The organism is Nocardia iowensis (genome assembly GCF_019222765.1).
Lineage (GTDB): Bacteria > Actinomycetota > Actinomycetes > Mycobacteriales > Mycobacteriaceae > Nocardia > Nocardia iowensis.
The window spans coordinates 4,506,037-4,531,908 of sequence record NZ_CP078145.1 but is presented as its reverse complement, the minus strand read 5'-3'; the positions used below and the strand labels follow the sequence as shown (position 1 = coordinate 4,531,908).

The following is a 25,872-nucleotide window of genomic DNA, read 5'->3' as shown; positions in this document are numbered from 1 at the left end:
GGCTACTACTCGTCCTACGTGGCGTTCAAGGTCAGGAACACACCGCGAACCTCGGTTCGGTCCGCCAGCCGCCACGGCGCTATGACCTGACCGGCCCCGGCCGGATCCGCGGTCTCGGCGACCGGCCGCAGGATCCGGTTGACCCGGATGATCGCGGTGTTCCCCGGTGCCTGCATGCCGACCGCGATGTCGGTGCCGGTCGATCCGTCTTCGGCCGCCACCGGCCCGGATCCGAGCGCGGGAACCGCGACGTCGGCGATCGTCACGGCAACCGAAGGATCCACCGTCGCACTGTCGTTCTGCGCCTGCGGCTCTGCCGTTCCGGTGAGTAGCGCCAGGATCTGCGCCACTACCACTGGATCGCGCGTTCCGTCGTAGAGCCACCGCTGCCCGAGCACACCGTGCATGGACGTACCGACGAGTGCGTCCTCGGCGCCATCGAGCGGCGTCCCGCGGTAGCCGAACGGCACTTGATAGGTGACCGGTTGTTCCCCTGAGCTGTCGGTCACCACCATGAACTCGATGCCGACCTCCCCGTCCGGATCGTCGAGCCGGAAACCACCGGCCCGGTGCAGCACCGGCCGAGCATCGCCGCGATACCACGAGCGAGTCGGCAACCAGGAACTCAGCAGCTCGGTCTTCGTGGGAACCATTGTGGTCTCGTGGATTACGGCCATGGTCGAGTCCTCCTCTTGCGCGCCAAGACGATCCGCCGCTGCGCTTCGCAGTTTATGGGACCGACGCGCGACTGCCGAGGTCGGTGACTGTGGCCGACTGGCGGCGGGTTTCGGCGAGGAGTTCGTCGAGTTGGGCTTCGGCGCGTTCGGCGCGGGCCAGGGTTTGGGTGCGGGCCTCGTCCAACGCCTCGATGCGGTGTGCTGCTTCGGCGCGGGCCTTGTCGATGGTGGCGGTGGATTCGGCGCGGGCCGCGGCGATGTCGGCTGCGGCGGCACGGCGGACGTCCGCGAGTTCGGTGCGGGCGGTGTCGAGTTCGGCACGGACCCTGCGCCATTCCTCGCGAGCCTCGTTGGCCGCTTCGATCCGTTCCATGGCTGCCTGCTCGGCGCGTTCGGTCGCGCGTTCGGCGTCGGCGGCGCGTTGGACGGCGAGGTCGCGTTCGGCGTGGGCGGCGGCGACCTGGGCGGCTGATTCGCGTTGTGCGTGCGCGATTTCCGTTACTGCGCGGCGTTCGGCGCGTTCGACCTGTTCGGCGGCTTCCTTACGGATTCGTTCGATCTCCTCGGCGGCTTCCCGGCGGGCGGTGCGGACCTCGGCCTCGGCTTCGCGGCGGGCGGCGAACACGTCGTCGGCGGCTTGCCTGGTGGCGCGCTCGACTTCGCGTAGCGCGTCGTCCCGCGTGCTGTTGGCGTCGGCGACCGCGGCTTCCGCGCGTTCGGCCGCACCGGCCGCGTCGTCGGCGGCGGCTTCGGCCAGCGCGCGGGCTTCCTCGGCCTCGCGTCGTGCCTGTTCGGCGGCGACAGTGGCCATTTCGGCTTCGGCGATGCGGCGGGCCGCATCGGCTTGGACCGCCTGGACCTGCGCTTCCGCGACCGAGGGGTCGCCGAGGGTGGACAGTTCGGCGACGGCGGCGTTGAGGGTGTTGCCCAGTTGGTCTGCCAACCCACGGAATTGGGTGAGCAGCTCGTCCGCGCGCAAACGGGCGACGGTGACCGGACCCTGCTGCGTCACAGTGACAGAAGCCAGAGGTACCTCCGACTCCTGTTGTTGCCGTTGACGTTCCCGCCACGCACGCCATCGCGTGTGATCGGGGTGATCACAGTATTCCGAGGGGCGGCCGGGGCCCCCGCCGCGCGTGATCGGTCGAGCGCAGCCCGGGTAGTTGCAGACGTTGGACACCTGAGAATCGTAGCGTTTGTTTCGTCACTGTTGACGTATTGAGACGAAACGAAATGCGCCGTGTCGCAGGAAATCCCATACGCCGACCAGGATTTCTGACCGCCGATAAGTGAACATTATCGGTGGTCAGATCCCCCTTCGATCACGAATCCTCTGGCCCCAGTTTCGTTTACGTTTGGTTGGCGCATACGAAACGAAACCGCTACGGAACGCCTCGAAAGCTAGGCACCCCTGTACGTCCGTCCCATTCGCAGCTTGTCAGCCCCTCGCGACCAGCGGGCGATTCGCATCAATCTGGTGAAACCGTGGTGGCTTCTCACCTGAAGTGGCGAGAATGATCCCGCCTAAATACGGTTACGTAGCTACGGTTGCTAAGCTACGACATCGTGTCTAGTATTCCTGCCATGGCCACCGATGATGAACAACAGGGACGACGCCGCTCCCTCGACGAGGTACTCGACGCGTGCCGGTCCGCCGTGGTGGCCGAAGTGGCGGAAAAGGGCCTGGGGCGGCTCTCGATCGAGGGCGTCGCCCGGCGGTCCGGGGTCGCGAAGACGTCGATCTACCGGCACTGGCCCTCGGTCGAGGAGTTGCTGCTCGACGCAATAGGCCATTCCCATCCCGTGGAGACGGTCGCTCTCGACGGCGGGGGGCTGCGTTCGGATCTGCTGCGGTCGCTCGAACAGTTGGTCGGCTGGCTCGGCGGGCCAACCGCACCGGCGGTCGCGGCGGTCGTCGCCGAACGGCAGCGTCGACCGGATCTCGTCGAGGCCCTGTACACCCGGGTGTTCGACGCCCATGGCAATCGGTTCACCCGCACTGTGATCGAGCACTACGCCGAGCGTGGTGACATCGACCCTCGTCTGGTCACACCTGTCGTCGTCGACATCGGCGAGGCACTGGTGATCAAACACCAGATCGACACCGGGAATCTGCCCGATGCGCAAACCCGCGCCGCGATTGTCGACCAGGTGATCCTGCCTGCGCTCGGAATCCCGCGCATACCTGAGAACGGACCTTCGATATGACCCGCACCGCCCACGACGCTCCCGCGGCACCGCCCGCCACCGTGCAGGTGAACTGGGAGGAGACGACCGGCACCGCACGGACCACTCTCACCACCCACCTGTGGACCGCGCCGCCACTGCGCCGTGAATCTTCGATCCACGACAAGGCATTCGACGCCCTGCGGGAACTGCGCGTCGATCTCGCTCGCTTCCTGCCCTGGTTCAGCCATCCGCGGATCGCGGTTCCCGAGCTCACCCCGCCGACGTCCACCGAAACGTCGTGGAACTTCGAACTACTCGACCCCTTCGTCGAGGACTTCGTTGCGGCATCGGAGGGCCGGCCCATCGTGGCGAACTTCGCCACCATCCCGACCTGGATGTTCGTTACCCCCGAGCCCGTGCCGGTCGCCGACGATCCCGACGAAATCCAGTGGCATTACGAGCAGGGCTCCGAACTGCGCGACCCCACCTGCGCCGAGGTCGCCGACTATTTCTACCGGATCGCGAGCTGGTACATGGCCGGCGGCTTCACCGACGAGCTGGGCCGATGGCACGAGTCGGGTCACCACTACCGCTTCGCCTACTGGGAAGTGTTGTGCGAGCCCGATATCGGACACCGGATCTCACCGGCGAACTACACCAAGCTCTACGACGCCGTCGTCGCGAGGCTGGCTCCGCTGGACCCGGAGATGAAATTCATCGGGCTGTCACTGAGCCACGTGCACCATCAGCCGGAATACTTCTGGCATTTCCTCGATCCGGCCAACCACGCCGACGGTGTCCCGCTCGACGCGATCTCCTATCACTTCTATGCCCAGCCCGAGATCGTGAATCCCTTTGGGGCAGCGGGGAATGCCCCGAGCACGCACTGGCGTGACATCTTCTTCGCCCAAGCCGACGCGTTCCTCGACCAGGTTCGCTTCATCGACTCGATCCGCAAGCGCCTCGCGCCCGGCACCGCGACCTTCATCAACGAGTTGGGCAGCTACCCGGCCGATGTGATGAACCCGGCGCCCGACATCCCCGACACGTACTGGGCGCTGAGCGCCTCGGTCCAGTCGTATCTGTGGGCCAAGCTCGTCGAGCTCGGCATCGACCTGGTCGGCATCGCCGAATTCATGGACTATCCCGGCATGATCCCCGGAGTCAGCCTGATCGACTGGGAAACCGGCGCACCCAACACCCGATACCACGCGCTCGCACTGCTGCTGCGCCACTTCGGCAAGGGGGACGTTTTGGTGTCCAGCTCAACCGGCGCGTTCGGCTTCCCGGACCCCCGCATCCACTCCCAGGCCTTCGTGACCGCCACCGGCCGCCGCAAACTCCTGCTCATCAACAAGACGGCCGAACCGGTCGCCGTGGCGGTCCCTGACATCGACGGGCGAGCCGAACTCGAACAGCTCGGTGTCGGCACCGTCGGCGTACAGCGAACGCCCTTCGAGGACGGTGCCGCGGTACTCGACGGCTACGCCACCGCCGTCGTCTCCTACTGACCACGCGGCCCGAGATCAGGGAATCCGCACGGCCGCCCGGATCCTGCAAACCCACACACTTTCAGTTCTCATGACTGGTGGACGAGCAGATGCTGCACCGAGCGAAAGTGAGTACCCACGAATGACTATCGACCCTGAAGTCCGCACGACTGCCGGAGTTGTGCGTGGCAGGTGGGAGCACGCCGTCGCGGTTTTCCGGGGCATCCCGTACGCCCAACCACCGGTCGGCGCTCGGCGGTTCGCGGCTCCCGTTCCGGCACAGCCATGGGACGGCTGCCGTGACGCGCTGAAGTTCGGTCCGCCCGTTCCCCAAGCAGGTAGCGCGGTATCCGGCACCAGTGATAGTTCCCGAAACTGCTTGACCCTCAACGTTTGGTCACCTGACCTCGGTGCCGGGCTGCCGGTGATGGTGTGGATACACGGAGGCGCGTACCTGGAGGGCACCTCCGGAAACCCGCACCACGACGGTGCGACCCTCGCCCGGTCCGGTGTGGTGATGGTCAGCCTGAACTACCGCGTCGGTGTCGAAGGGTTCGCCCACATCGCCGGTGCTCCGGACAACCGCGGCATCCTCGATCAGGCCGCCGCGTTGCGGTGGGTGCAGGACAATGTCGCCGCGTTCGGCGGCGATCCGGGCAATGTCACCGTGTTCGGTCAGTCCGCCGGCGCGGGTTGCCTTGCGGCGCTGATGACTATGCCGTTGGCCGCTGGGCTGTTTCAGCGGGCGATCGCCCAAAGCGTGCCGGGCACCTATTTCTCTACCAGGCTCGCCGCTGCGATCTCCGCAACGATCGCAGGAGAGCTCGGCGTGCAAGCCACGGTCGACGAGCTGTCCCGGATCTCCCCGGGCGCGCTGATCGACGCAACGGATGCAGTCATCCAGAAGATGCCGGGACTCGTCGAATCGTGGGGGCCGATGGCGCTGACCCCGACACCGTTCTCACCTGTTGTCGACGGTGATGTTCTCCCACATGCGCCATGGCGCGCGCTCGCCGGTGGCGCCGGGCGAGGCATAGACCTACTCGTGGGGCACACGCGTGACGAATACCGGCTGTTCACTACCAGGCTCGCCAGCGAGGTGACCGCCGAGCAGGTGACCGCCACACTAGAACGTCTCGGGCCCGCCTCGGACAGCCATAGCGTTTACCGTGCCGCCTATCCCGACGCCAGCCCGGGGCAGCTGTACGAAATCGTCAACTCCGACTGGCTGTTTCGGATGCCCAGCCTGCATCTCGCGGGCGCCCGGCATGCCGGGGGTGGACGCGCGTGGACTTACGAACTCTGCTGGAGCTACAACCGGGACGAAGGCGCCTCGCACAGCCTCGACGTGCTCCTGGTATTCGGCACACTCAGTGCCGACGAGGTGCGCCGCCATCCCTCCGCTGTCCCGAACGCCGCGGACGAGGTCGTCAGCGTCGCCCACCACATGCGCACCGACTGGCTGAACTTCGCGACCACCGGCAATCCCGGCTGGAAGCCCTACGATCCGGAGACACGATCCACCCGTGTCTACACCGCCGAGCCGATCACCCAGCCCTACCCCGAGGAACAATCGCTCTGCATCTGGCACACGCACCGGTTCGACACTCTGGACCTACTGCATCCCGAATAGGGTGTCCCACTTGCGGATCACTCACCTCCAGTCGGTGCGTAGGCCCATGGATGCGGCTCGAGAGCCGTTCAACTGGTGCTGAGCTCATTCGGCAACAATCCGGGCCACTGGATCGTGTTGCCCGGCTGGGGACGGGCACTCGGTGGGTGTGAACGGACTTGACCAGCCGACTCGATACTGGCCACTCGCGGCGGGCACGTACCGGATCTCCTCCCCGTTCGGAAGACGGGCAGATGGGTTCCACTACGGGGTCGATTTCGCGGCGGCGCGTGGCACACCCTTTTACGCGCCCGCGGAGGGCGTGTGTGTGGAGGGCGCGGAGCGGTTCGATGTCCAAGGGTTCGGACGCTGGGTATGGCTGGATTGTCAGGAGTCGGTCGGCGTGGACATCATTGTCGGCCATGGTGATCCGGCGGTACGCGGCGGTGAACGCGTGCTCGCCGGTCAGTTGATCGGCCATGTGAACACGCATGGAACGTCTACCGGGCCGCACGCGCACGTCGAGGTGTGGACCGCGCCGGGCCGACTGGGTGGGCGGGCCATCGACCCTGCGGAGTGGTTCGCGGGCGCGCTCGACCCCGGGAACGACGAGGAGGAACTCATGGCACTCACCTTCGTGAACTTCGAAGGCAAGACGGTCGACGCCGCCACCGCGCTCGAATGGATCGATCGACGCAGCTACCAGAACGAAATCATGCTGATGGCGATACTCGATCAGCTCCTCGGACCCGGCGCGGGACGGATCATCCGGGACCGCGCGGGCGAACAGTTGAGGGGCTGGCGTCAGAACGGCGGGCGGTCACTCAATGATTTGACCGCCGCGATCGCCGCGCAAGTCGACGTCCCCCGCACCGAGGACACCGCGGCACGACGGCCGTAAGGAGCGGACGCACGGACGCGAGTATCCCTCGGCTGCGGCCAGCCCGATCGAGGGAGGCTGCTCGTCGGCGACCGGGATCCGCCCGACTCGCGGAGACCTGCGGGTGCCGCGAATTCGACTGCGACAGCAGGAGAATGAATGCGGTCGAGAAACAGGGAGCTGGTCGATGGAAGAGCGGACCGCGATCGTCGCGATGCCGGAGTCGGTGCGGACCGAGCTGCGGCGCGGGGTACGCAGTGTCCTCGTGGACGCCGCGGCGTTGCGGCTGGTGCGTGAGCGCTTCGATGACACGCAGGCGAGCTCGCTGCGCCGCTACCTCGAGGCCTCGCAGTCCGCGAATACGTTGCGCGCGTATCGGACCGACTGGATCGCCTGGTCGGCTTGGTGTCTGACGGAAAGTCGGCAGGCGATGCCCGCCGATCCGCTCGACGTCGCCGTCTACCTGGCTGCCGCGGCCGACGCACGCCGCGATACCGGCGAGTGGGCGTTCAGCGCGGCGACTCTGGAACGCAAGTCCGCCGCCATCGCGGCCGTGCACGCCGCCAACGGATTACCCTCCCCTACCCGATCCGACGTCGTCCGGCTCACCCTGCGCGGTATCCGCCGCACCCGCCGCACCCAGCCGAAACGCAAACGCCCCGTGCTGTTGCACACCCTCGACCAGTTGCTTGCCGGGCTGCCCGATCCCGGCTGGCCCACCGAACCCGCCCGGCGCCGCGACGCGCTGGTGTTGTTGATCGGGTTCGCCGGTGCGCTGCGTCGCAGCGAACTCGCCGGGCTGCGCATTGCCGACGTGGACGTGCAACTCGATCACGCCACCGGTGAACCGGTACTGCTGGTGCGGCTGCCGTCGACGAAGACCGACCCCACCGGAGTCGCCGAACAACGGGTCGCACTGCCGCGCGGCCAACGCCCACGCACCTGCCCGGTCTGCGCCTTCGCCGACTGGGTTCGCCTGCTCGAAATCCAGGCCGCCGAAGGCACATCGGGCCTGCGCGCCCGGCTCGCCGAGGACGCCACCACCGACGCGGACATCCACCGCTGCCACGGCTTCACCGGAACCGCCCTCGCCGCCCAACCCGACCTACCCTTGTGCCCCACCATAAATCGTCACGGTACGGTCGGCGCCGACCCTATGTCCGGCCGCGCCGTCGCCGAACTCGTCAAACGCTACGCCGCCCGTGCGGGCCTGGACCCCGACCTTTTCTCCGGCCACTCGCTGCGGGCCGGTTTCGCCACCCAAGCCGCTCTCGGCGGTGCCAGCGACCGCGAAATCATGCGCCAGGGTCGCTGGTCCAACCCGCGCACCGTGCACGGTTACATCCGTACCGCAAACCCCTTGGAAGACAACGCCGTTACGAAACTGGGTCTCTGACCAGAGGTCAGGATGAATGAGGGGATTCGGATGTTCCCCGTGCGGCAGCGGCAGAGTCGGCATGTCGTACCTCTCTGGCACAGTGCTCGACCATGAGTTGGAGACCGTGGTTGTCACGCTGGAGTCAGGAGTGGATCCGCAGGCACGAACCCGGCCAGGAGGATCCGGAGATCCTGCGCGACGGCTGGCTCGGGTTCGCCCCGGCAACCGAGGGCGCGGTCGCGGCGGCCGAGGTGCGGATCGGGCGGACGCTGCCGCCGTCTTACCGCGAATTCCTGCTGACGACCGACGGCTGGCGGCACGCCGGTTGCCTGCTGCAGATTTGGAGTCAGCCCTACACGAAACCCCTGGTCCACCCGGCGACGTGATTGCTCCCGATCGAGCGCTCATCGCTGATGGCTTCGGTAGTAGGTTTAGCCAGTTCGTTGGCCGGACCGGAAGCCTGACGTGGCGGGTCGCCGAAACTACGCTCCCCCATTACTACTGCAATGCGATTGGGGGAAACATGTTCAGAGGACGCACGTTATGGCAGTCCCATCGCCCGCTCGCCGCGCCCGCGCTGACGGTGTACAACAACACGTTGGTGCTGGTGTGGTCCACGGATAACGGCACCATGTACGCCGCGTCGGGCATGGAAACCGACGGTGTCGTCAATGCGAAGCCGCTGCCTTCCGACTTCAGCCTGCAGCGGCCGTCACTGGCTTTCCACGCGCAGACGGGTCTGCTCTATCTCGGCTACTCAGGCACGGACAACCAGCAGTGGCTCGCGTGGTCGCGCAACGGCGTCGACTATCACGACCACCGCGCGTGGCTGGAACCTGTGATCGGCGGCCCGGCGATGATGTCGGACAACGTCACATTCTGGTTGGCCTACACCGCGCAGCGGGAGCAGTACCTAGAGGTGGTGCGCTCGCAGAACCCGCCGTTCAGCTCCGCGGGGGCGAGCCCAAGCCCCGCCGAATTCAGCGTGGACACCCCTGGGCTCGTGCTCAACCCGGCCAGGGGCACGCTGCTGGCGTGGACGGGCACCGATAGCAGTGGGCTCCACCTCAATGCGCGCTACATCGGTGTCGGGGTGCCCCCTACCAGGGCCACCTTCAGCGACGTGCTTGTCGGCGGGCCCAATCTGTTCACCATCGGCGGCCGTTACGTGGCGGGCTACAGCGGGCGAAATACCAACATCTACCTGCTCTTCGACATCGACAACCTGAACGAGGGGCAGGCACAGCGATGGAAGTTCGCCGACACCAGTCCATGGCCGCCTGCGGTGGCGACGATCAACGGCATCACCTACGTCGCCTGGTTCGGCACCGACGGTGACCGGAAGCTGAACTTCGCCGATCTCGGGTCCATGCCGACCATCTACCAGGGTGGCAGCGGATAGATACCCCGCAGCTCACGTATTCGGTTGGCCCCCAGGCGCTGTCGCGCGCATCGCGGATCGCAGTGCGCGAATCTCTGCGGCGGTGCTGTCTTCGGCTGTTCGCATGAATCGCAGGAGGGTGTCGAGTTCGCGGTCGTCGAAGGGGTCGAGGTCGTCTCGGGTGCGGTCGATCAGTCCTGTGTAGGCATCGCGGACTCGGTCCAAGCCGTTCTGGGTGGGCTCGATCAGCACTCGGCGACGGTCCTTGGGGTCGGCCACGCGTCGGACGCATTCGGCGGCGACGAGGCGGTCGATCATTCGGGAGGCCGATCCGGTGGTGAGGTTGACGTATTGGGCCAGCACGCTCGGTGTCGTCGGGCCGTGCTGGCCGAGTACGTGCAGGCACTGCACATCGGTATCGGTGACGCCGAGGCGTTCGGCGACAAGGTTGTTGAGCTGAACAACCAGGATCGCCCAGTTCGGTATTGCCTCGGTGAGCAGCTGGTCGAGTAGCGCGTTCCGCGCCGGGTTCGGCTTGGCCATCGGGAACCTATTCCTCGTTATTACTGCGTCACGCAGCGAATCTGGTGTAAAATCACTGTGTGACACAGCTACTGTGTCACACAGTGACCTTACCGGATCGGCTTTCGGCAGTGAGAGCGCAACGCCGCGTGTCCACTTCCCCGGCTGCCGAGGCGATTCCGGACAGCTTCCGAGGAGTGCCCGTGACCGTCGCGCCCCATGCCGCCGTCGACCCATTCGCCGTCACCGTCCGAAGGGTCGATGAACCTCATCCCGCACATGCCGCTCTGCGCGCTACCGGACCGATCGTCCAGGTCACCGCACCGGCGGGCGGTCCGGCGTGGATCGTCACCGACGATGCGCTGGCCCGGGAGGTCTTCGTCCATCCCGCAATCGTGAAAGACCCCGCCTACGCACCGGAAAGCTGGGACCCACGGATCGCGGGCCTGGAACCGACAGCGGCCGCACAACCGTCACTCACCACCTCCGACGGACCTGCGCACGCTCGGCTGCGCGGCGCACACGCCCCACTTTTCACGGCCCGCCGCATGCACGACTACTCCGCGCGGATCTCGGCGTTCGCCCGTGCGCTGCTCACCGATCTCGCGGCGGCCGGCGAAACAGTCGATCTGATGGCGGATTTCGCGACGCGGTTCCCACTCACCGTCGTCTGCGACGTGCTCGGCGTCCCACTCGACCGAATCGACCCCGCTATCGCGGCTTGTCGGCTCATGCACAGCGACGACCCTGCGGATGTCGGAATGGCGATGGACGCCTTCGCGGAATTGGCCGCCGCCGCATTGCGCGATGGCCGGAACGGTCTCGCCGTCGAGTTGCGTGCCCGGATACCCGACGATCTGACCGAAGCGCACCTGCACTACCTGCTCTTCACCCTGATCTACGCCGGGCAGCTCACCACCGACCCCGCACTCGGCTTCCTCCTCGCGCACACCTTCGCGGCGAATCACACTGCCGCGGAACCGGATACGACCGACGCTTTCGTTCGCGAAACCCTGCGCCTACACGCCCCCGCCCCCTTTTCGCTCTGGCGCTTCACTTCCACCGACATCACACTCGCCGGGGTGCGCTTGCCCGCCCGCTCGCCGGTGCTCGTCGATATCCAGGGCATCAACACCCACCCGGACAGATCGATCGGCCCGGACCTCACCTTCGGCGCCGGTGCGCACTACTGCACCGGAGCGCAACTCGCGCAACTGGAACTGACCGCGGTTGTCGACGTGCTCCGCACCGATTTTCCCGACGCACGTCTCGCAGTGCCGTTCACCGAACTCCGCCAGACCGACCTCGGTGGCATCCAGGGACGCCGATTGCTCACACTCCCGGTGCGGTTGCGAGGCTGACGGGACGCACTCGTGGGCTAATCGTGCTGTGGCAGTGGATGTTCGGGGACCCGATCCCGCGCAACCGACGCCCCACAACCCGCGAACCTGACCGAATACCTGCGCAGACTGCTGCGCCAAACCGGCCTCGCACTCCCCGCCACCACCGACCGCTCAGATCCCGCGACATAGTTCCGCCAAGCTCACTCCCCCAATGAACGACGTCCGAATTCGCCGACACAGTCAGGTAGCTGTTAGATCGCCATCGGATCTACATCCAGGGCATGAAGCGGCCATCAACCAGATGAAGTTGCAGTTCAGAGCGGCGCGCCAGGTAGCGGGGTGCGGTGAAGCTGTGGATATGCTGATCTTGTGCAGTCTGCGCCGGCGCCGATGCTGGCCGTCCCCGGGCGGCCACCGGCAGACACCGGTCTGTGGGCGATCGAGATGAAGTGGGACGGTATTCGCGCGATCGCGCGGTCGACGGGTGGGCAGTGCCGGTTCTACAGTCGCAACAACCGCGACCTCAGTGGCTCATTCCCGGAATTGACCTCGGCATTTGCTGGAATTCTCAACGGCAGGGACGTGCTGATCGATGGCGAGATCGTGGCACCGGAGCCGGGCACCGGCGTGCCTTCTTTTCGGCGGTTGCAGCGGCGGATGCACGTCGTGCGACCGGGCGCGGAACTATTGCGTGAAGTGCCGGTGCAATACCTGGTATTCGATTTGCTCGCTGAAGACGGCGAGTCCATCATGGGGCGCCCGTACACCGAACGACGCTCCCGGCTAGACGAATTGGCGATCGACACCCCCCTCGTGCGCACCCCGCCCTACTACGCCGATATCGACGCCACCACCATGCTCGGCGTCGCCCGCGACCACGGCCTCGAGGGCATCATCTCCAAACGCCTCGACTCCAGCTACCAACCCGGTCGCCGTTCCCCCGCGTGGATCAAAACCCCGCTGCGCAGAACCACCGAAGTCGTCGTCGCGGGCTGGCTTCCCGGCAGCGGACGCTTCTCCGGGATCTTCGGCTCCATCGTGATGGGCGCCTACGACGACGCGGGCCGCCTGGTCCACGTCGGCAACGTCGGCACCGGCTGGACCATGCGCGACCGCAAAACCCTGCAGCTACGCCTCAACGACATCGCCCGCCCCGACAGTCCGTTCGACATCCCACCACCGCGCCCCGTAGCAATCGCGGCGCACTGGGTAGAACCCGAACTCGTCGCCGATATCGAATTCCGCGAGGCCAGCGCCGAGGGGTTACGCCACCCGAGCTGGCGCGGCCTGCGCCCCGACAAAGCACCGCGCGAAGCGAAACTGCCGAACCGTGCCTGATGCCAGCCTGCCACCGCCTCTACACTTTGTGTCATGACAGATACTTTGTGTCGATGAGTTTCCGTTCGCGCTCTTATCACCACGGCGACCTGCGCGCGACACTGTTGCAGCGGGCCGAGGTGACACTGCGCGAATCCGGGGTGGATGGGCTGTCGTTGCGGCAGCTTGCTCGGGATGCCGGGGTCAGTCATGCGGCGCCGAGTCGACACTTTCGGGACAAGCAGGCGTTGCTGGATGCGCTGGCGTTGAGCGGCTTCGAGCGGCTCGCGGAGGTCTACCAGGGTGCCGCGGTGGCGGGGACGTTCGCGGAACGGCTGCATGCGATAGCGCGGGCTTATCTGACGTTCGCGATCGAGAATCCGGAGTTGCTCGCGGTGATGTTCGCGCGCAAGCACAGTCCTGATCCGGGCGCAGAGATGGCTGCTGCAGTGGCGAAGGCCTTCGCGGTGCCGATGGCGGCGATTGCCGAGGGGCAGGCGCGAGGGGAGGTCGCGGCCGGTGATCCGATGCGGATCGGTATGCCGGCTGTCGCGGCACTGCAAGGTCTCGCCACGTTCGTCGGCTCGGGATTCGTTGCCGCGGAGAATCTGGACGAACTGCTGGCCGACACTATTGGCCAGCTCATGGTCGGGCTGCGACCTCGCGACTGACGTATCGCAGACCCGTCACCAAGGGGTCAGACGGTGGACGGTACTCGGGTCAGCTGCTCGGACAATTCCCATAGTCGGTGCGCCATTTCGGTGTCGCTTGCCGCGGCGGTACGTCCGACGAGGGTCGGGTGGCCGCGATATTCGAGCAGGCCGTCGGGTCCGACGTAACTTGCCGGCGGTAGGTCCTGGCTGGCGGCGTAGAGGGTGGGCAGCGCACCGGTGGCCGCGTCCTGCGCAAGCAGTTTGTTGCCGAGGGCCATCACGCTGCCGAGGAGTCGGTTGCCCGAATGGCTCTGCAGGTTCGTCGCGGCCCAGCCGGGGTGTGCGCTGTGCGCGCGTAGCGATCCGGTTGCCGTCAGCCGTCGCTGCAGTTCGAGGGTGAACAGGAGATTGGCGAGTTTGGACTGCGCGTACGCGTCGGCCGCGCTGTAGTTACGGGTTTCCCAATTGAGGTCGTCCAAATCGATGGTGCCGCGGCGGTGAGCCTGCGAAGACACGGTGACCACGCGATCGGTGATATGCGGCAACAGCAGGTTCGTCAGGGCGAAGTGGCCCAAATGGTTTGTGCCGATCTGGCTTTCGAAGCCGTCCTTCGTCCGCATTTCGGGGACGAGCATGATGCCCGCGTTGTTCACCAGGACGTCTATATCGCCGGTCCATTCGTCGGCGAAGCGCCGGATCGAGGTCAGGTCGGCGAGGTCGAGGGCGCGGACTTCGGTGTCGCCCGCGATCTCTCCGGCCACCTCGCGACCGCGCGCGACGTCTCGCACGGCGAGTACGACATGGGCGCCCACGCGGGCGAGTTCCCGGGTGACCACCAGGCCCAGTCCGCTATTGGCACCGGTGACGACAACTCGGCGCCCGGCAAAGGAAGGTAGATCGCTCGATGTCCATCGGGTATCGGTCATACTCGCCAATGTAGGCGTTGCCTACAAAGTAGTCAACGTCAACATTGTCGTACCGTCGTCTCCTATGGAAAGGGGTTGTGGCCGAGCAGATCTGGCGTGAGCATGTGTCAGTTAGGCTGGCGCGGTGCTCGAACCGACGGAATCGGATGTGGATTGCACGAGGTGGGCAGGCCATTGACCGATAGGACGACCGAAGACCAGTTGTCCGCGCCGGACGAGGCGGGCAGCGGGACGGATCGGATGCTTCGCCGACGGCGGATCATCCGGAGGTGCGCTGTCCTTGCGCTGTTCGTGGCAGGAATCGCGGCAGTGCCCGCATGGTTTCTGTCAGACAGCTTCTATCGATTCGACTGGATCCCGGTGTGGGCTCTGGCGGCGTGCTGGACGGCCGCCGTGGTGCTCCTTGTCCTGCCGTGGCTTGGTCGGCGCGGCACACCGGGGTGGGTTGCCCTCGCCATCGCGCTGGGGATGGGGATGGTGCCTGTGTGGGGCATTTCGATGTTCGTGGCCTCGTTTGTTGCCGAGGACAGCCAGGTGGTGGCTACCGAGGTGAGTTCCGACGGGCGCCACGAAGTCGTCACGGAATCGTACAAGCTCTACAACAACCCTGCCTCGTGCCGCGTCTTGCTTCGTGAGCGCGGTGGGCTGTTCAGCAGACAGGCCCTTGTGTGGGACGGGGCCGGAAATGTTTGCCCACAGCGCGTGTCCTTCACGGACGACACGACGATCAGCGTCACCGAGGCGGGCTGCGCGAAGCCCAAGATGACGACCTTCGACGCCGACCGGACACAGGTAGCACAGACCTACTGGGCTTCACGGCGGATCTGCTGACGCTAGCCGTCGGTGCCGGGGAGGCTGATCGGGTCGGCGAGATCGGCTGTGCTGCAGCCCATCCCATGGGGCGGCGCTATGCGGCTTCGGCGGTGGTTTGCGGGGAGACGGCGACTCTCACGACGGCACTCCGTAGCAGGTAGCGATCGCGGCGGCGCGGTCGCGCAGGGAGGTGCGCAACCACTGCGGGGCGAGGGCTTCCGCGTTCGTGGCGAGTTGCCACAGTGCCCATTCGGCGTGTCTGGGATCTTGGAAGGCCACCTCGAGCCGCAGCCAACCGTCTGCGTCGGTCTCTTCGGCGCGGACGGCCAGCGCGGTGCCCACTAGTTCCTCCCGCCGTGCCGGGTTCACCCGGACGAGCACGGTGACTTGGTCGCCACCGGTCCGGAACTGTGTGCTGCGCTCCTGCCAAGCCCGGTCCAGGTCGACCTGGTCTGGTCGCTGCGCGAGTTCGGGGAGTTCCTCGGCGGCCAAGATCCGCGACAGCCGGTAGGTGCGGTCCGCGCCGGAGCTCGTGGCCAGCAAGTAGCCCTGGTCGCGCACGGTGACCAGGCCGATCGGGTCCACCGTGCGCCACTTCGGGGCCTGGTTCACCGCCGCGTAGTGGATGCGCAACTTGCGTCCGGCGAGCACTGCGCGCCGGACCTCGGTCACTACGGTGTCGGGCTCCGCCGAGGCGGCCAGGCGGCGCGAGAGGATGTCGGTCTCCGGGTCGATGAGCAATCGCTGGGCCGCGCCGGTCGCGGTGGCCCGATAGTTTTCGGGCAGCGCGTCGACCACCTTGCGCATGGCCGAAGCGAGCGCCGAGCCGAGGCCGAATGCCTGTGCGCCGCGCCGTGATCCGGCTACCAGCAGGGCGAGTGCCTCGTCGTGATTCAGTCCGGTGAGCTCGGTCTGAAAACCGGGCAAGAGTGCGAAACCGCCGTGCCGGCCGCGTTCGGCGTAGACCGGGACGCCGGCCGTGGACAGCGCCTCGATGTCGCGCAGCACGGTACGGGTGGATACCTCCAGCTCGCGGGCCAGCGCGGTCGCGGACAGCCGACCGTGCCGGCGCAGCAGCAGTACCAGCGAGACCAATCGATCGGCGCGCATACGAAAACCTTTGCAGAAATACACGACACAAGATGTCGTGATTCGTTGAGAGCCTTATCAGTATGACGAACAAGAAAGTGGCCACTGAGCCGAACGACCTGAGCAGGTATTTCATCGAGCGCGCCAACGCGGGCGACGTCGACGGGCTGGTGGCGTTGTACGAGCCGGATGCCGTGCTGGCGTTCCCACCGGGGAACCTCGCGACCGGACATGCGGAGATCCGCAAGGTGTACGAGCAGTTCGTCGCGGCCGCACCGGTGCTCTCGCTCGGTAAGCAGCATCCAGCGCTGGTGAGCGGCGACCTGGCACTGACGGCGTCCACACTGCCCACCGGCGAGGTGGTCGTCGAGATCGCCCGTCGCCAGCCGGACGGGTCGTGGCTGTGGGCCGCGGACCAGCCAGCACTCGTGCCGTAGCCGGGCGGCGGTGGGCCGGCGCGACCGAGCCCACCGCCGTGCGGCGGCGGGTAGACGTGCGCCGCGCCGCTTTCGGTGAACGCCTCGGACATGGGCTCGGCGTCCTGCCGCGCCACCGAGTCGGCCGGGTGCTGCGATGACGCGCATCGCGACGATCGGCGTCTACGGCTTCACGGTCGACTCCTTCCTCGAGAAGCTCACCGGCAGGGGCGTGGGGTTGCTGCTCGACCTCCGCCAGCGCCGCGGCGTTCGGGGCCCCGAGTACTCCTGGGCGAATTCGGCGCGGCTCCAGCACGCGCTGGCCGAGGCGGACATCGGCTACCGGCATGTGAAGGAGCTGGCGCCGACGACCGAGCTGCGCCAGCTCCAGTACCGCGAGGACGACCGCCACGGCGTGGGCAAACGCAACCGCATCGCGCTGGCGCCCGAGTACGCCGAGCGCTACACCCGTGAAGTCCTCGACCCGTTCGACCTCGGCGCGCTCGCAGCCGAGCTTCCGGGCGACTCGGCGACCGCCCTTTTCTGCGTCGAGCGCGATCCGGACGCATGCCACCGCTGCCTCGTGGCCGAGCGCCTGCGCGCCGAGCACGGCCTGCCGGTCACACATCTCCGCCCGGGCTGAGCTATGGAGTTCGTGGACTGGATGATTGGCGTTTCACACAACTGGGCCACAACAGCGGATGTTGGTGTCGGCGGACTCTGGTCACCGATGAGTGAATGAGCTCGGCGGCTGGGCGGAGCAGCCTGGCGAGAGGAGCGCGGATGCCCGTTGGTGCGTTCGGCGGTGGATGCTGGTGATAGCAACCTACAATAACTGCTAGCCGAAAACCGTTGCGGGACCGATCTCGTGGAGGCGTCATGAGCAGAGCTCTCATCATCGTCGACGTACAGAACGACTTCTGCGAGGGCGGTTCGGTGGCCGTACGTGGCCGCCGCATTGCCGGGTCGATACCCCCGGCGCCGACTTCCACCCGAACCTGGACACCGCGCCGATCGACGAGGTCTTCTTCAAAGGCGCCTACGCCGCCGCCTACTCCGGATTCGAAGGCGCCACCAAAGACGGCATCGGTCTCGCGAAGTGGTTGCGCAGCAAGGGAATTGATACCGTCGATGTCTGCGGCATCGCCACCGACCACTGCGTTCGCGCCACCGCAATGGATGCCCGCACCGCGGGGTTCGACACCCGGGTACTCGTGGACCTGTCCGCCGGTGTCTCCCCCGCGAGTATCGAACGGGCCCTGGACGAACTTCAAAAGGCGGGCGTGGAGATCGCCGGAAACATCAACGATTGACCGAGGCCGCTCATCGGGCCGTCGGGTGCGAGGCCCTGCTCAGGAGTGGGAGTAGCGGTGTCGAGGTGCGACGCGTCGGCAGCTGCCTACCGAGATGAACGTCCGATGATGCCTCTACCTCACCGACAAACGCCGCATTCCGGTGAATGCGCTGTGGCGCCGCGACATTCGGCGTAGCAGCCAGGCGGTGAGGTGATGTACGTAAAAGGGCAGCGAGGTCATGCCACGCGCTGGGCGACGGTTGTCGATCGACCTCCCCTCATCCGGGGCCAGCCTTTGCCTGTTATGGGAAGAGAGCCCAATGCCGTTCGGCGGCGTCGACATCGCCGCCGAGAACGGCGGGGTGGTGTTCGAGGTCGACGTGCACCCGGTACTGACCGGTGAGCAGGGCTTCGACACGACCGTAATCCCGTTCGTACAAGCACATCTCGCCGAGTCGGCAATCACTGGCCGCCGGGCACGGGACCAGGCCTGACGGGGAGGCCGCGCGGCATCACCATGCAGCCTTACTGGAGTGAGACGAGGATCGGTATCAAACCGCGGCCGTCGGCACATCCTTGTAGTGCTTTGCCTATGACGGCGCCGAAAGACCGCGTCGGGTCATCAGCTTTCATGGCGTATCCCGGTGTCGGCGAGGTGGTCAGGAGATCACCCACCTCGACGGCCCCGTGGTCGGCATCGACCATGCAAAAGGTCTTGCCGTTGAGCGCGACCGTCACTCGTTCGCTGTCTGCTCCGGCACGGTCCAGCACGATGCCCGGCCGTAGGTTGCCCGCACCCGATACGACGCCGGCCACTCGCCGGTCGTAGGGCTGATCGCTCGGCCGTAACCCGCCGCTCGGATCGATCACCAGCACGCTACCGGGCGCGAAATCCGAACCTGCCGTGTCGAAATCCTCGGCGCAGTCGCCGCCCGCCAGAATGAGATCGGTGGCGGTCACCGTTCCGGTAACTCTGACGTCGCCTTCGAAGTGCCCGGCCGGTGTGCCCCTGCCCCAGATACCAACTCCGCGTTCGCTGTACCCTTCGACCGCGGTGGCGTTGGTCGCGGTGCCGACCACGCCGCGTCCCCGTTGGCCGCCTGTGCCGAGGACACCGATTCCGTTCTCGGTGTTGCCCTCGACGGCGGTGTGGTCGGAGCTGGTGCCGACGACGCCGCGTCCGTGTTGGCCGCCCGCACCGAAAACGCCATCGCCTCCCGCCGCGTGTTCGGCCAGCACAGCCGCAATCGCCGGATCTGTGGACTGCTCCCTGATTGCCATCCAAGCTCTCCTTGCTAGGTCATCAGTTCCCGGGCGCAGTACCTCCCATGGATCTGCGACCTCGCGGTGCTGGTCAGTGTGGCAGACCAGCACCGTGGCCCTCACGAGTCGTTTCGCTGAGCGGACCGCCGATTTTGTTCAGCCATGGCGTGATGGATCGCTTCTGTCGGAGCCGCTGGGGACGCTCGGGCTACTGCTGGGCCACGGTCAGCGTGTCAGGAAGGTGTGTAATGCGGTGATCAGCGCGGCCGGATTGTCCTCTTGGACGTTGTGCCCCGCGTCCGGTATGACCACGAGTTCGCCGTAGGGGATGCGGCCGACGAGGCGTTCGGCGGTTGCCTGAGGGACCACTCTGCTGCGTTCGCCGCGGACCAGCAGCACCGGCACTTCGGTCAGCTGGGCGGGCAGCCGGGTGATGGCCGCGAGAATGGCCGGGTAGTCGGGTGGGCACGGATCGGCCTTCGGCACCCAATCACCGTCGGGCACAAGACGAAACAGTGTGCTCATGCGGTAGCGGACCGTCTCGCGGTTGGCGCGGGGATTGATCCGCATCGCGGTCTCCACCACCGTCTCGAGTTCTCGCACCGGGCCGAGTTCGCTGATGAATTCCCGCATTCGCCGGGTGCTCTCGAAGTCGGCGCCGGGTGCGACATCGATGAGCGCCACCCGCTCCACCAGGTCGGGCCGCGAATCGGCGACGGTAGCCGCGACCACGCCCCCAAGGGACATGCCAACGAGCCGGACCCGATCGAAGCCGAAGTGGTCGGCCGCGGCGACGACATCGGCGGCCAGAGTGTCGATTTCGTAGTCGTGTGACCAGTCGCTGTCACCGTGACCGCGCAGATCCAGCGCGATCAGTCGGGCGGCACCGCGCAGGCCGAGGCAGACGAAATCCCATGTGTGCGCGCTCAGCCTGCCGCCGTGCAGCAGGAATACTGGGAATCCCGTTCCGCCCCAGTCGAATCCATGCAGACCGCAGCCCGCATGGGAGAAGCGGAACTCGCGAGGCGGCGCCGCGTCGTCGATCGTGACGCCCAGTGTCGCCGCCAACTCGGCCATCGCCGGAACCGTCGATTGTCCTCGCACGTCCCCCACCCTTCTTACCTTGAGCATCCAAGGTAGCCCGCCAGCCTTGGCGCGTCAAGGTAGGAGCGCCTATCCGCTCCGGCCGCACCCCTGCTGCCAGCACCGAACGGGACTTCACGGCGCCCAAGCCAGCGTGTCGCCACAACCCTGTCCGTTCGCCGCTCAAGCGGATCGACAGCGTGGCGGACCGGCTACCCGCCCAGGCCGATACGGCCCTGCGCGGCCACCGGCAAACGCCGACCGCAGGTGATCCCGCCCCCGTGGCTGGCGCGCCGGGGCCAGGTCAGCACGGTCCTCGCCGGAGACTAGATACGACTCCCACGGACGCTGACCCGACCACCCCAAGCGCCACCAGCCGGTCGCAACCCCTCGTTGAAATCGGTTGGGCCGCCATATCAATAGCGGCTTGCGGTGAGCGCGGTTGGGTGGGCTTTCCGTCAGGTGGGCGGTGCGATGATGAAGACCTTCGAGGACGGAGTTTTGGCACCGTCGGGGGTTTCGACGTAGAAGGTGACGGGGCTCTGTTCGGCTGCGTGACTATCGATGTCCACCGACACCGTGACCGGGGGGTATGACTTGCCGGGGTCGAGGGTGTCGGTGTCCTTGGCGGGGCGGTGGCAGCTGACCACTTGGCCGGCGATGGCGCAGGTCCAGCCGTCGCCATTGGCGCTCGTCGGGGCGAGCCCGTCGGGGTAGGTCTGTGAGGTGTTGATCGTGCCGGTGGTGGGCCCTGCGAGTTCGCTGTTGGCGACGGTCATTCTGAAGACCGCGGAATAGTCGGCGACGAGTTTGCCTTCGGCGACGAGTTTGATCGTCAGTTGTGGCGAGGTGGGAGCGGCGAAGGCTACGGGCTGGTTCGCGCCGAGCAGGAGGCCCCCGGCGACCAGGGTGGCAAATCGTGCGCCGTCGAAACGCATGGTAGTTCCCATCTCTGGAGGTAGACGGACCAGTACGTCAACGTATTCGAACCCGTGGGCAACCTGGATCAGACACGCTGGATCGCGTGCCGAGGCGCGAAGACCAGTGGCAGGCGTCGGCGATACCGTCGGGCCAGTCGCGCGCTAGCTCGACTCCCCGATGAGCGCCCCTGTTCAGCGCGCACTGCGTACTTGCACTCGACGCAGTGCGGCGCGGGGTGGTGATTCCCGCTGACGCGGGTTCCCCCGCAGCGATCGGATCGGCGTGCACCTCGAGTCGTACTTACCCTCGATCGGCATCCACCTCAAGCGCACCCCCCGATCGGTATGCACCCCAATTCACCCCCACCCCCGATCGGCCTGCGACCCCGGCGGAGTTGATGGGCTCGCCGCCGGGGCCGCGTTTCGGTCGGTTCAGTTGAAGTGCAGGGTGTGGATGGGGATCCGACCGCCTTGCATCGTTCCGTTCATGCATGCGCCGACTAGCGGCTGGCTGTCCACCGGTCCCTGATCCACGTGCAGTCGACCGCCCGCACCGGGTCCGTCCATGATGTTGAGAACGTTCGTGACGGAGGCCGCGGGGTTTCCGCCGGGAACATGCCATTGCCCGGACACGCGGCTGACCTCCCCGTTGCCCCACTCCAGGGTGCCTTCGACATGCCCGAGCGCGTCGTTGCAGCTGGCGTTGCCGTTGAACTCGGTGCGGAAGGCAACGTCGGCGGCGGGCGTCCCGGTGCAGCCGCCGATGTCGGCGTTGAATCCGCCCCGAGCGGGCACGGTGTTCATGCCGATCGGGTTGGTGTGGAACGTCATTTCACTTGCCGGGCACCAACCGCCTATTGGCTCGGACACCGCAGGTTGTGTGGCAATCAGCGGCGCGGCAACTGAGGCCGCGACGGCAAAGAAAACACCGATTTTCCTGGGTGTTGCCATGTGAATCCTCTCCTTTTCGATCGACCTTGATCTCGTGGGAGTGGTTAACCGCGGGCAATCCCACGGCGAGTAGTCGATACCCGAGCGCATCGATACAAAACCACGGCGGACGCATTTTCCCGAACCGCGATTGCGACCGCCTCAGAACTCGCCTTGATGGCCGCGTCGAGGTGGGGACAGATTCTGATCCAGACGCTTGCCTTCGATTTTCCACGGCCTCGGCGGCGTCAAGGAACCAGCACTGCCAATCGGCTCGGGCAGATTCTCGGGAATACGGGCTCGACGAGTCGGTGCCGCTTACGGACGAACGGCAAAAACCGCCTCACCGGGCACGACAACATGTGCGTCGCGCCGAGGCCGCACCGCCGACTCGAAACGCTCAATTCCCCTGCCCCTGCCAATGGTTAGGAGGTAACGGCTTCGTAATCGGCGCGTTATCGACCTGCCACACGGGCGGCGCCTGACCGCCCGCGTACTGGAACGCCATCACCCCGCCGATGATCAGTGCCAGTGCCACCAACGAACCAGCCAGTGGCCGCACCCACCGTAGTTGGGTCAACCGCCACAGTCGCCACAGATTCGCTAACCGCCACAGTCGCCACAACTGCACTACCCGCCATGGTTGCCATAGTCGCAGTTCGTTCATGCCACAGTCCCGTCGTCGCACGGCATAAACGGAATCGTGCTGGCGACCAACACGTTACGCAACCGCTCTGCTACTGGGGAACCGACCGGGAGAGCCTGCCGAAGTCGACACGACGCGGCGACGGTCCGCACGCCCTGCCATTCCGCTGCGCTGGTGTCCGAGCACACCTATTCGTCGACGGCGAGCTGGAATTCGAGCCGTACCGGCGCGGGTAGGCCGCTCGGCCGGTGGTGATGCTGTGGGCGAGTTCGACGAATGCCAGCTCGGCGCGGCCGCCCGCGGCATCCAGACGCAGGAGGTCGGTCAGCCCGTTGTCGGCATCGGTTCCTTCGGACATGATTCGCTTGCACTCGGCCCCCGACCCGGGCTTCGACGCACGCCAGCGATCAGCAGCGGATGCCGACTTGCCCTCGATGCAGAACACCGTGCGCCGCAACAGAAATCGGGCTACACCGTGTTGGCGAGCACCCGCGCGTTCCCCAACGCATCAGCCAGCGCGACGAGCGCACCGGAGCATCCCGCATCCAGAGTGAGCGTCGCCAGTTCATCCCCTCGGGTGTTTCCGCGATTGACGATCACCACTGGCCGCCCATGTTTCGCCGCGTGCCGCACGAAACGCAAACCCGACATGACGGTCAGCGACGACCCGGCGACAAGCAGCGCATCCGCCTCGTCGACGAGTTCGTATGCCGCCGCGACGCGCTCCTTGGGCACATTTTCCCCGAAATACACGATGTCGGGCTTGAGCATTCCCCCACAGCCAACGCAATCGACCATCCGGAAACTGGCGGTATCGGCGATCACCGCATCGGCATCGGGCGCAACCTCCACACCATTGGTCGTAGCCCCCTCGGCGAAGCCGGGATTCACCGCCTCCAATTGCTCCGCCAACGCCATCCGGGAAATGAGTGCATCACAATTCAGACAGCGCACCCGCGCGTAAGTGCCGTGTAGATCGATCACCCGGCGATGGCCCGCCTTGGTGTGTAGCAGGTCGACGTTCTGCGTGATCAGACCGCTCACCACGCCCATGCGTTCCAGCCGGGCCAGCGCGCGGTGCCCCGGATTCGGCCGTGACGCATCCATCCGCCGCCAGCCGACGTGATTGCGCGCCCAATACCGCTGCCGGAACACCGCGTCGCCGACAAACTGCTGGTAGGTCATCGGATTGCGCGGCGGTGCGGCAGGCCCGCGATAATCGGGAATCCCGCTGTCGGTCGACACGCCCGCACCGGTCAGCACCACCACGCGCCGACCGGCGAGTAACTCGACCAGCCGCTCGAAGCCCACACCGGCGGGCAGTTCCGAGACATCCGACATCAGTTCAGGGTACGGCGGCCCGCCGCCGAGGCTTCAGACCCGGCGCATCACCGACACCACCTTGCCCAGCACGACGGCCTCGTCACCGTCGATGACGGGATAGGCGGGGTTGCGCGGTTCGAGGTACACGTGACCGTTGCGCCGCCGATACACCTTCACCGTGGCTTCGCCCTCGATCATCGCGGCGACGATCTCCCCCGAATGCGCCTCGTTCTGCTGCCGTACCACCACGATGTCGCCGTCACAGATCGCCGCATCGATCATCGAATCCCCGCGCACCCGCAGCCCGAATACGGTGCCGCGGCCGACGAGCTGGCGCGACATGGTCACCATGTCGTCGGTGTGTTCCTCGGCGAGAATCGGCGTCCCCGCCGCGATGTCGCCGACCACCGGAACGGCCACCGAATCCTCGTTCGATTCCCGCGGCGCCGACCCCTGGAGGAACATTCGCACATCGATCGGCCGTGACATCGTCTCGCTGCGCCGCAGAAACCCCTTCTCCTCCAGGCTGTTCAGATGCTTCGACACCGACGACGAAGACCGCAACCCCACCGCGTCCCCGATCTGCCGCGAGTTCGGCGCATACCCGTACCGGACCACCCAGTCTCGAATCGTGGCAAGGATGCGCCGCTGCCGTTCCGGCAGCCGGGAAGTGTCGAGATGGTCGAAGTCGTCGTAGGTCACCCGGGAATCGTAGAGGTCGTCGCCGATCCCGCGGCCGCACAGGCCATTCCAGTGGAGTGTCGTGATCTGCGCGAGATTCACGCCCGGCCGAGGTGGTCGAGGAACAGCTCATGTGGCCACCCCTCGTGCAGGACACGCTCGAGGATCGGGTCACTGGAGTCGGTGCAGTAGGGGGTCTGGCTGGTGTCGCGGACCGTCGCGACCACCGGGGCGGCCAGCAGGCCCCACGGCTCGATGGCATTCGCGAGCAGGCCCTCGACCCGCAGCGCGGCGTATTCGGGTTCGAACCAGACGTCGAAGATCGGGCGCAGTTCGCGCGGGTCGATCGCGATCCAGACGCCATAGGTGAGGGTGTATCCCGCCGTGAGTCGGATGGGCAGCAGCGCCCGGACGAACGCACCGAGCCGCGGAACCTGCATCAGTACCGATCCGTTGGCGGTGTCGCCGCTCATCCAGGTGCCGGGTGTGCGCTCTTTGTCCGGTAGGTCGCGCACGGGATCCGGCAAGATGAATCGCATATGCCTGTCGTGGCCATCGAGGGGGTCCCCGCAGGTCGGGCAGGCGCCGAAAGCCGGCGGCTGGTCGTGCGCGTCGTGGTCAGTCTTCGGTACCTCGTTCGGCTGTGCTTCGCTCGACACAGAATTCGTTCCCTTCGGGGTCGAGGAGGGTGACCCAGCCGCGACCCTCGGCGGTGCGATGATCCTCGTACAGTGTCGCGCCCAGGCCGATGATGCGCTCGACTTCCTCGTCGCGGGTGCCCTCGGACGGCATCCAGTCGAAGTGGATCCGGTTCTTCACCGTCTTGGCCTCGGGGACCCGGATGAACAGCAAACCGGGCACGGGCGCGGGGGCGATCAGCACCGTGTCGTCGTCGCCGGGTTTGTCCTCGTCGGATACCGGCCATCCGGTGACGGCGCTCCAGAACGTCGCGAGTTCGTAGGGATCGGCGCAGTCGATGGTCACGTGGCGAAGAATCATGTCCGGGAGCCTAACGGCGCGCCGAGTGCCGATGCAGCGCAATAGGACTGCCGGTTCGGGTGGCTCG

Annotated in this window: 29 protein-coding genes and 1 pseudogene; 15 read left to right on the top strand and 15 right to left on the bottom strand. The window is 66.5% G+C overall.

Translation table 11 applies throughout. The features are described from left to right. Nucleotides 1-14: 14 nt before the first annotated feature. Nucleotides 15-677 (bottom strand): maltokinase N-terminal cap-like domain-containing protein, encoded by a 663-nt coding sequence (locus KV110_RS20900; RefSeq protein WP_218468970.1) that lies wholly within the window; start codon nucleotides 675-677, stop codon nucleotides 15-17. A 52-nt stretch (nucleotides 678-729) separates the two neighbouring features. Beyond that, nucleotides 730-1,689, bottom strand: a complete 960-nt coding sequence (locus tag KV110_RS20895) for a coiled-coil domain-containing protein (RefSeq protein ID WP_218468969.1) — start codon at nucleotides 1,687-1,689, stop codon at nucleotides 730-732. A 572-nt stretch (nucleotides 1,690-2,261) separates the two neighbouring features. On the opposite strand from KV110_RS20895, the gene KV110_RS20890 reads away from it, so the two are divergent. The 7 genes from KV110_RS20890 (at nucleotide 2,262) to KV110_RS20860 (ending at nucleotide 9,608) form a co-directional block, all read left to right on the top strand. After that, nucleotides 2,262-2,885, top strand: coding sequence for a TetR/AcrR family transcriptional regulator (locus KV110_RS20890; protein ID WP_218468968.1), 624 nt, complete (start codon nucleotides 2,262-2,264; stop codon nucleotides 2,883-2,885). Beyond that, on the top strand, nucleotides 2,882-4,357 hold the full coding sequence (locus tag KV110_RS20885) for a hypothetical protein (protein ID WP_218468967.1): 1,476 nt from the start codon (nucleotides 2,882-2,884) through the stop codon (nucleotides 4,355-4,357). The genes KV110_RS20890 and KV110_RS20885 overlap by 4 nt, the downstream gene beginning before the upstream one ends. Nucleotides 4,358-4,478: 121 nt before the next feature. Next, nucleotides 4,479-5,969 (top strand): carboxylesterase/lipase family protein, encoded by a 1,491-nt coding sequence (locus KV110_RS20880; RefSeq protein WP_218468966.1) that lies wholly within the window; start codon nucleotides 4,479-4,481, stop codon nucleotides 5,967-5,969. Nucleotides 5,970-6,117: 148 nt separating this feature from the next. Further along, complete coding sequence (locus KV110_RS20875) at nucleotides 6,118-6,849, top strand: M23 family metallopeptidase (RefSeq protein WP_218468965.1); 732 nt, start codon at nucleotides 6,118-6,120, stop codon at nucleotides 6,847-6,849. A gap of 166 nt (nucleotides 6,850-7,015) precedes the next feature. Continuing rightward, nucleotides 7,016-8,224, top strand: coding sequence for a site-specific integrase (locus KV110_RS20870; RefSeq protein ID WP_218468964.1), 1,209 nt, complete (start codon nucleotides 7,016-7,018; stop codon nucleotides 8,222-8,224). A 92-nt stretch (nucleotides 8,225-8,316) separates the two neighbouring features. Then, complete coding sequence (locus KV110_RS20865; protein WP_218468963.1) at nucleotides 8,317-8,592, top strand: SMI1/KNR4 family protein; 276 nt, start codon at nucleotides 8,317-8,319, stop codon at nucleotides 8,590-8,592. Between the two features lie 137 nt (nucleotides 8,593-8,729). Continuing rightward, nucleotides 8,730-9,608: a hypothetical protein gene (locus KV110_RS20860; protein WP_218468962.1), complete on the top strand. Its 879-nt coding sequence runs from the start codon at nucleotides 8,730-8,732 to the stop codon at nucleotides 9,606-9,608. A 12-nt stretch (nucleotides 9,609-9,620) separates the two neighbouring features. On the opposite strand, the gene KV110_RS20855 is transcribed toward KV110_RS20860, so the two are convergent. Beyond that, the gene (locus KV110_RS20855) at nucleotides 9,621-10,130 is read right to left on the bottom strand and encodes a MarR family winged helix-turn-helix transcriptional regulator (protein ID WP_218468961.1); all 510 of its coding nucleotides are present in this window, start codon (nucleotides 10,128-10,130) and stop codon (nucleotides 9,621-9,623) included. Between the two features lie 182 nt (nucleotides 10,131-10,312). On the opposite strand from KV110_RS20855, the gene KV110_RS20850 reads away from it, so the two are divergent. From KV110_RS20850 to KV110_RS20840, 3 genes are all read left to right on the top strand, one after another. Beyond that, nucleotides 10,313-11,470, top strand: coding sequence for a cytochrome P450 (locus KV110_RS20850; RefSeq protein WP_218468960.1), 1,158 nt, complete (start codon nucleotides 10,313-10,315; stop codon nucleotides 11,468-11,470). A gap of 372 nt (nucleotides 11,471-11,842) precedes the next feature. Then, on the top strand, nucleotides 11,843-12,790 hold the full coding sequence (gene ligD / locus KV110_RS20845) for a non-homologous end-joining DNA ligase (protein WP_218478720.1): 948 nt from the start codon (nucleotides 11,843-11,845) through the stop codon (nucleotides 12,788-12,790). A gap of 53 nt (nucleotides 12,791-12,843) precedes the next feature. Continuing rightward, nucleotides 12,844-13,440, top strand: coding sequence for a TetR/AcrR family transcriptional regulator (locus tag KV110_RS20840; protein WP_218468959.1), 597 nt, complete (start codon nucleotides 12,844-12,846; stop codon nucleotides 13,438-13,440). A 26-nt stretch (nucleotides 13,441-13,466) separates the two neighbouring features. Here the strand turns inward: KV110_RS20840 and KV110_RS20835 are convergent, their stop codons facing one another. Beyond that, nucleotides 13,467-14,348: an oxidoreductase gene (locus KV110_RS20835; protein ID WP_218468958.1), complete on the bottom strand. Its 882-nt coding sequence runs from the start codon at nucleotides 14,346-14,348 to the stop codon at nucleotides 13,467-13,469. Between the two features lie 309 nt (nucleotides 14,349-14,657). Here KV110_RS20835 and KV110_RS20830 point away from each other — a divergent pair, with 309 nt between their 5' ends. Continuing rightward, entirely contained in the window at nucleotides 14,658-15,179 is a 522-nt protein-coding gene (locus KV110_RS20830; RefSeq protein ID WP_218468957.1) for a hypothetical protein, read from the top strand. Nucleotides 15,180-15,296: 117 nt separating this feature from the next. Here the strand turns inward: KV110_RS20830 and KV110_RS20825 are convergent, their stop codons facing one another. Continuing rightward, a complete protein-coding gene (locus KV110_RS20825) occupies nucleotides 15,297-16,271 on the bottom strand; it encodes a helix-turn-helix transcriptional regulator (RefSeq protein ID WP_218468956.1) in 975 nt (324 codons plus the stop codon). Nucleotides 16,272-16,333: 62 nt separating this feature from the next. On the opposite strand from KV110_RS20825, the gene KV110_RS20820 reads away from it, so the two are divergent. The 4 genes and pseudogenes from KV110_RS20820 to KV110_RS20805 all read left to right on the top strand — a co-directional run bounded on the left by KV110_RS20820 (nucleotide 16,334) and on the right by KV110_RS20805 (nucleotide 18,454). Next, the gene (locus tag KV110_RS20820; protein WP_218468955.1) at nucleotides 16,334-16,687 is read left to right on the top strand and encodes a YybH family protein; all 354 of its coding nucleotides are present in this window, start codon (nucleotides 16,334-16,336) and stop codon (nucleotides 16,685-16,687) included. Nucleotides 16,688-16,823: 136 nt separating this feature from the next. Beyond that, complete coding sequence (locus KV110_RS20815; protein ID WP_218468954.1) at nucleotides 16,824-17,309, top strand: DUF488 domain-containing protein; 486 nt, start codon at nucleotides 16,824-16,826, stop codon at nucleotides 17,307-17,309. A 236-nt stretch (nucleotides 17,310-17,545) separates the two neighbouring features. After that, nucleotides 17,546-17,979 (top strand): annotated as a pseudogene (locus KV110_RS20810) (isochorismatase family protein). Between the two features lie 301 nt (nucleotides 17,980-18,280). Then, the gene (locus KV110_RS20805) at nucleotides 18,281-18,454 is read left to right on the top strand and encodes a hypothetical protein (protein ID WP_218468953.1); all 174 of its coding nucleotides are present in this window, start codon (nucleotides 18,281-18,283) and stop codon (nucleotides 18,452-18,454) included. Between the two features lie 31 nt (nucleotides 18,455-18,485). Here KV110_RS20805 and KV110_RS20800 read toward each other — a convergent pair whose 3' ends face one another. From KV110_RS20800 to KV110_RS20755, 10 genes are all read right to left on the bottom strand, one after another. Further along, a complete protein-coding gene (locus KV110_RS20800) occupies nucleotides 18,486-19,241 on the bottom strand; it encodes a hypothetical protein (protein ID WP_218468952.1) in 756 nt (251 codons plus the stop codon). Nucleotides 19,242-19,448: 207 nt separating this feature from the next. After that, the gene (locus KV110_RS20795; RefSeq protein ID WP_218468951.1) at nucleotides 19,449-20,327 is read right to left on the bottom strand and encodes an alpha/beta fold hydrolase; all 879 of its coding nucleotides are present in this window, start codon (nucleotides 20,325-20,327) and stop codon (nucleotides 19,449-19,451) included. A gap of 437 nt (nucleotides 20,328-20,764) precedes the next feature. Continuing rightward, nucleotides 20,765-21,244 (bottom strand): hypothetical protein, encoded by a 480-nt coding sequence (locus tag KV110_RS20790; protein ID WP_218468950.1) that lies wholly within the window; start codon nucleotides 21,242-21,244, stop codon nucleotides 20,765-20,767. 414 nt (nucleotides 21,245-21,658) lie between these two features. Beyond that, a complete protein-coding gene (locus tag KV110_RS20785; RefSeq protein ID WP_218468949.1) occupies nucleotides 21,659-22,057 on the bottom strand; it encodes a hypothetical protein in 399 nt (132 codons plus the stop codon). Between the two features lie 499 nt (nucleotides 22,058-22,556). Beyond that, the gene (locus tag KV110_RS20780; RefSeq protein ID WP_218468948.1) at nucleotides 22,557-22,823 is read right to left on the bottom strand and encodes a hypothetical protein; all 267 of its coding nucleotides are present in this window, start codon (nucleotides 22,821-22,823) and stop codon (nucleotides 22,557-22,559) included. Nucleotides 22,824-22,893: 70 nt separating this feature from the next. Continuing rightward, nucleotides 22,894-23,160, bottom strand: a complete 267-nt coding sequence (locus KV110_RS20775; RefSeq protein ID WP_218468947.1) for a hypothetical protein — start codon at nucleotides 23,158-23,160, stop codon at nucleotides 22,894-22,896. 110 nt (nucleotides 23,161-23,270) lie between these two features. Next, complete coding sequence (locus KV110_RS20770; protein WP_218468946.1) at nucleotides 23,271-24,143, bottom strand: NAD-dependent protein deacetylase; 873 nt, start codon at nucleotides 24,141-24,143, stop codon at nucleotides 23,271-23,273. A 33-nt stretch (nucleotides 24,144-24,176) separates the two neighbouring features. Next, on the bottom strand, nucleotides 24,177-24,827 hold the full coding sequence (gene lexA, locus KV110_RS20765; RefSeq protein WP_218468945.1) for a transcriptional repressor LexA: 651 nt from the start codon (nucleotides 24,825-24,827) through the stop codon (nucleotides 24,177-24,179). A gap of 77 nt (nucleotides 24,828-24,904) precedes the next feature. Continuing rightward, the gene (locus tag KV110_RS20760) at nucleotides 24,905-25,465 is read right to left on the bottom strand and encodes a DUF2199 domain-containing protein (protein WP_218468944.1); all 561 of its coding nucleotides are present in this window, start codon (nucleotides 25,463-25,465) and stop codon (nucleotides 24,905-24,907) included. Further along, nucleotides 25,425-25,805: a VOC family protein gene (locus KV110_RS20755; protein ID WP_218468943.1), complete on the bottom strand. Its 381-nt coding sequence runs from the start codon at nucleotides 25,803-25,805 to the stop codon at nucleotides 25,425-25,427. Before KV110_RS20755 ends, KV110_RS20760 begins: the two co-directional genes overlap by 41 nt. Nucleotides 25,806-25,872 lie beyond the last annotated feature (67 nt).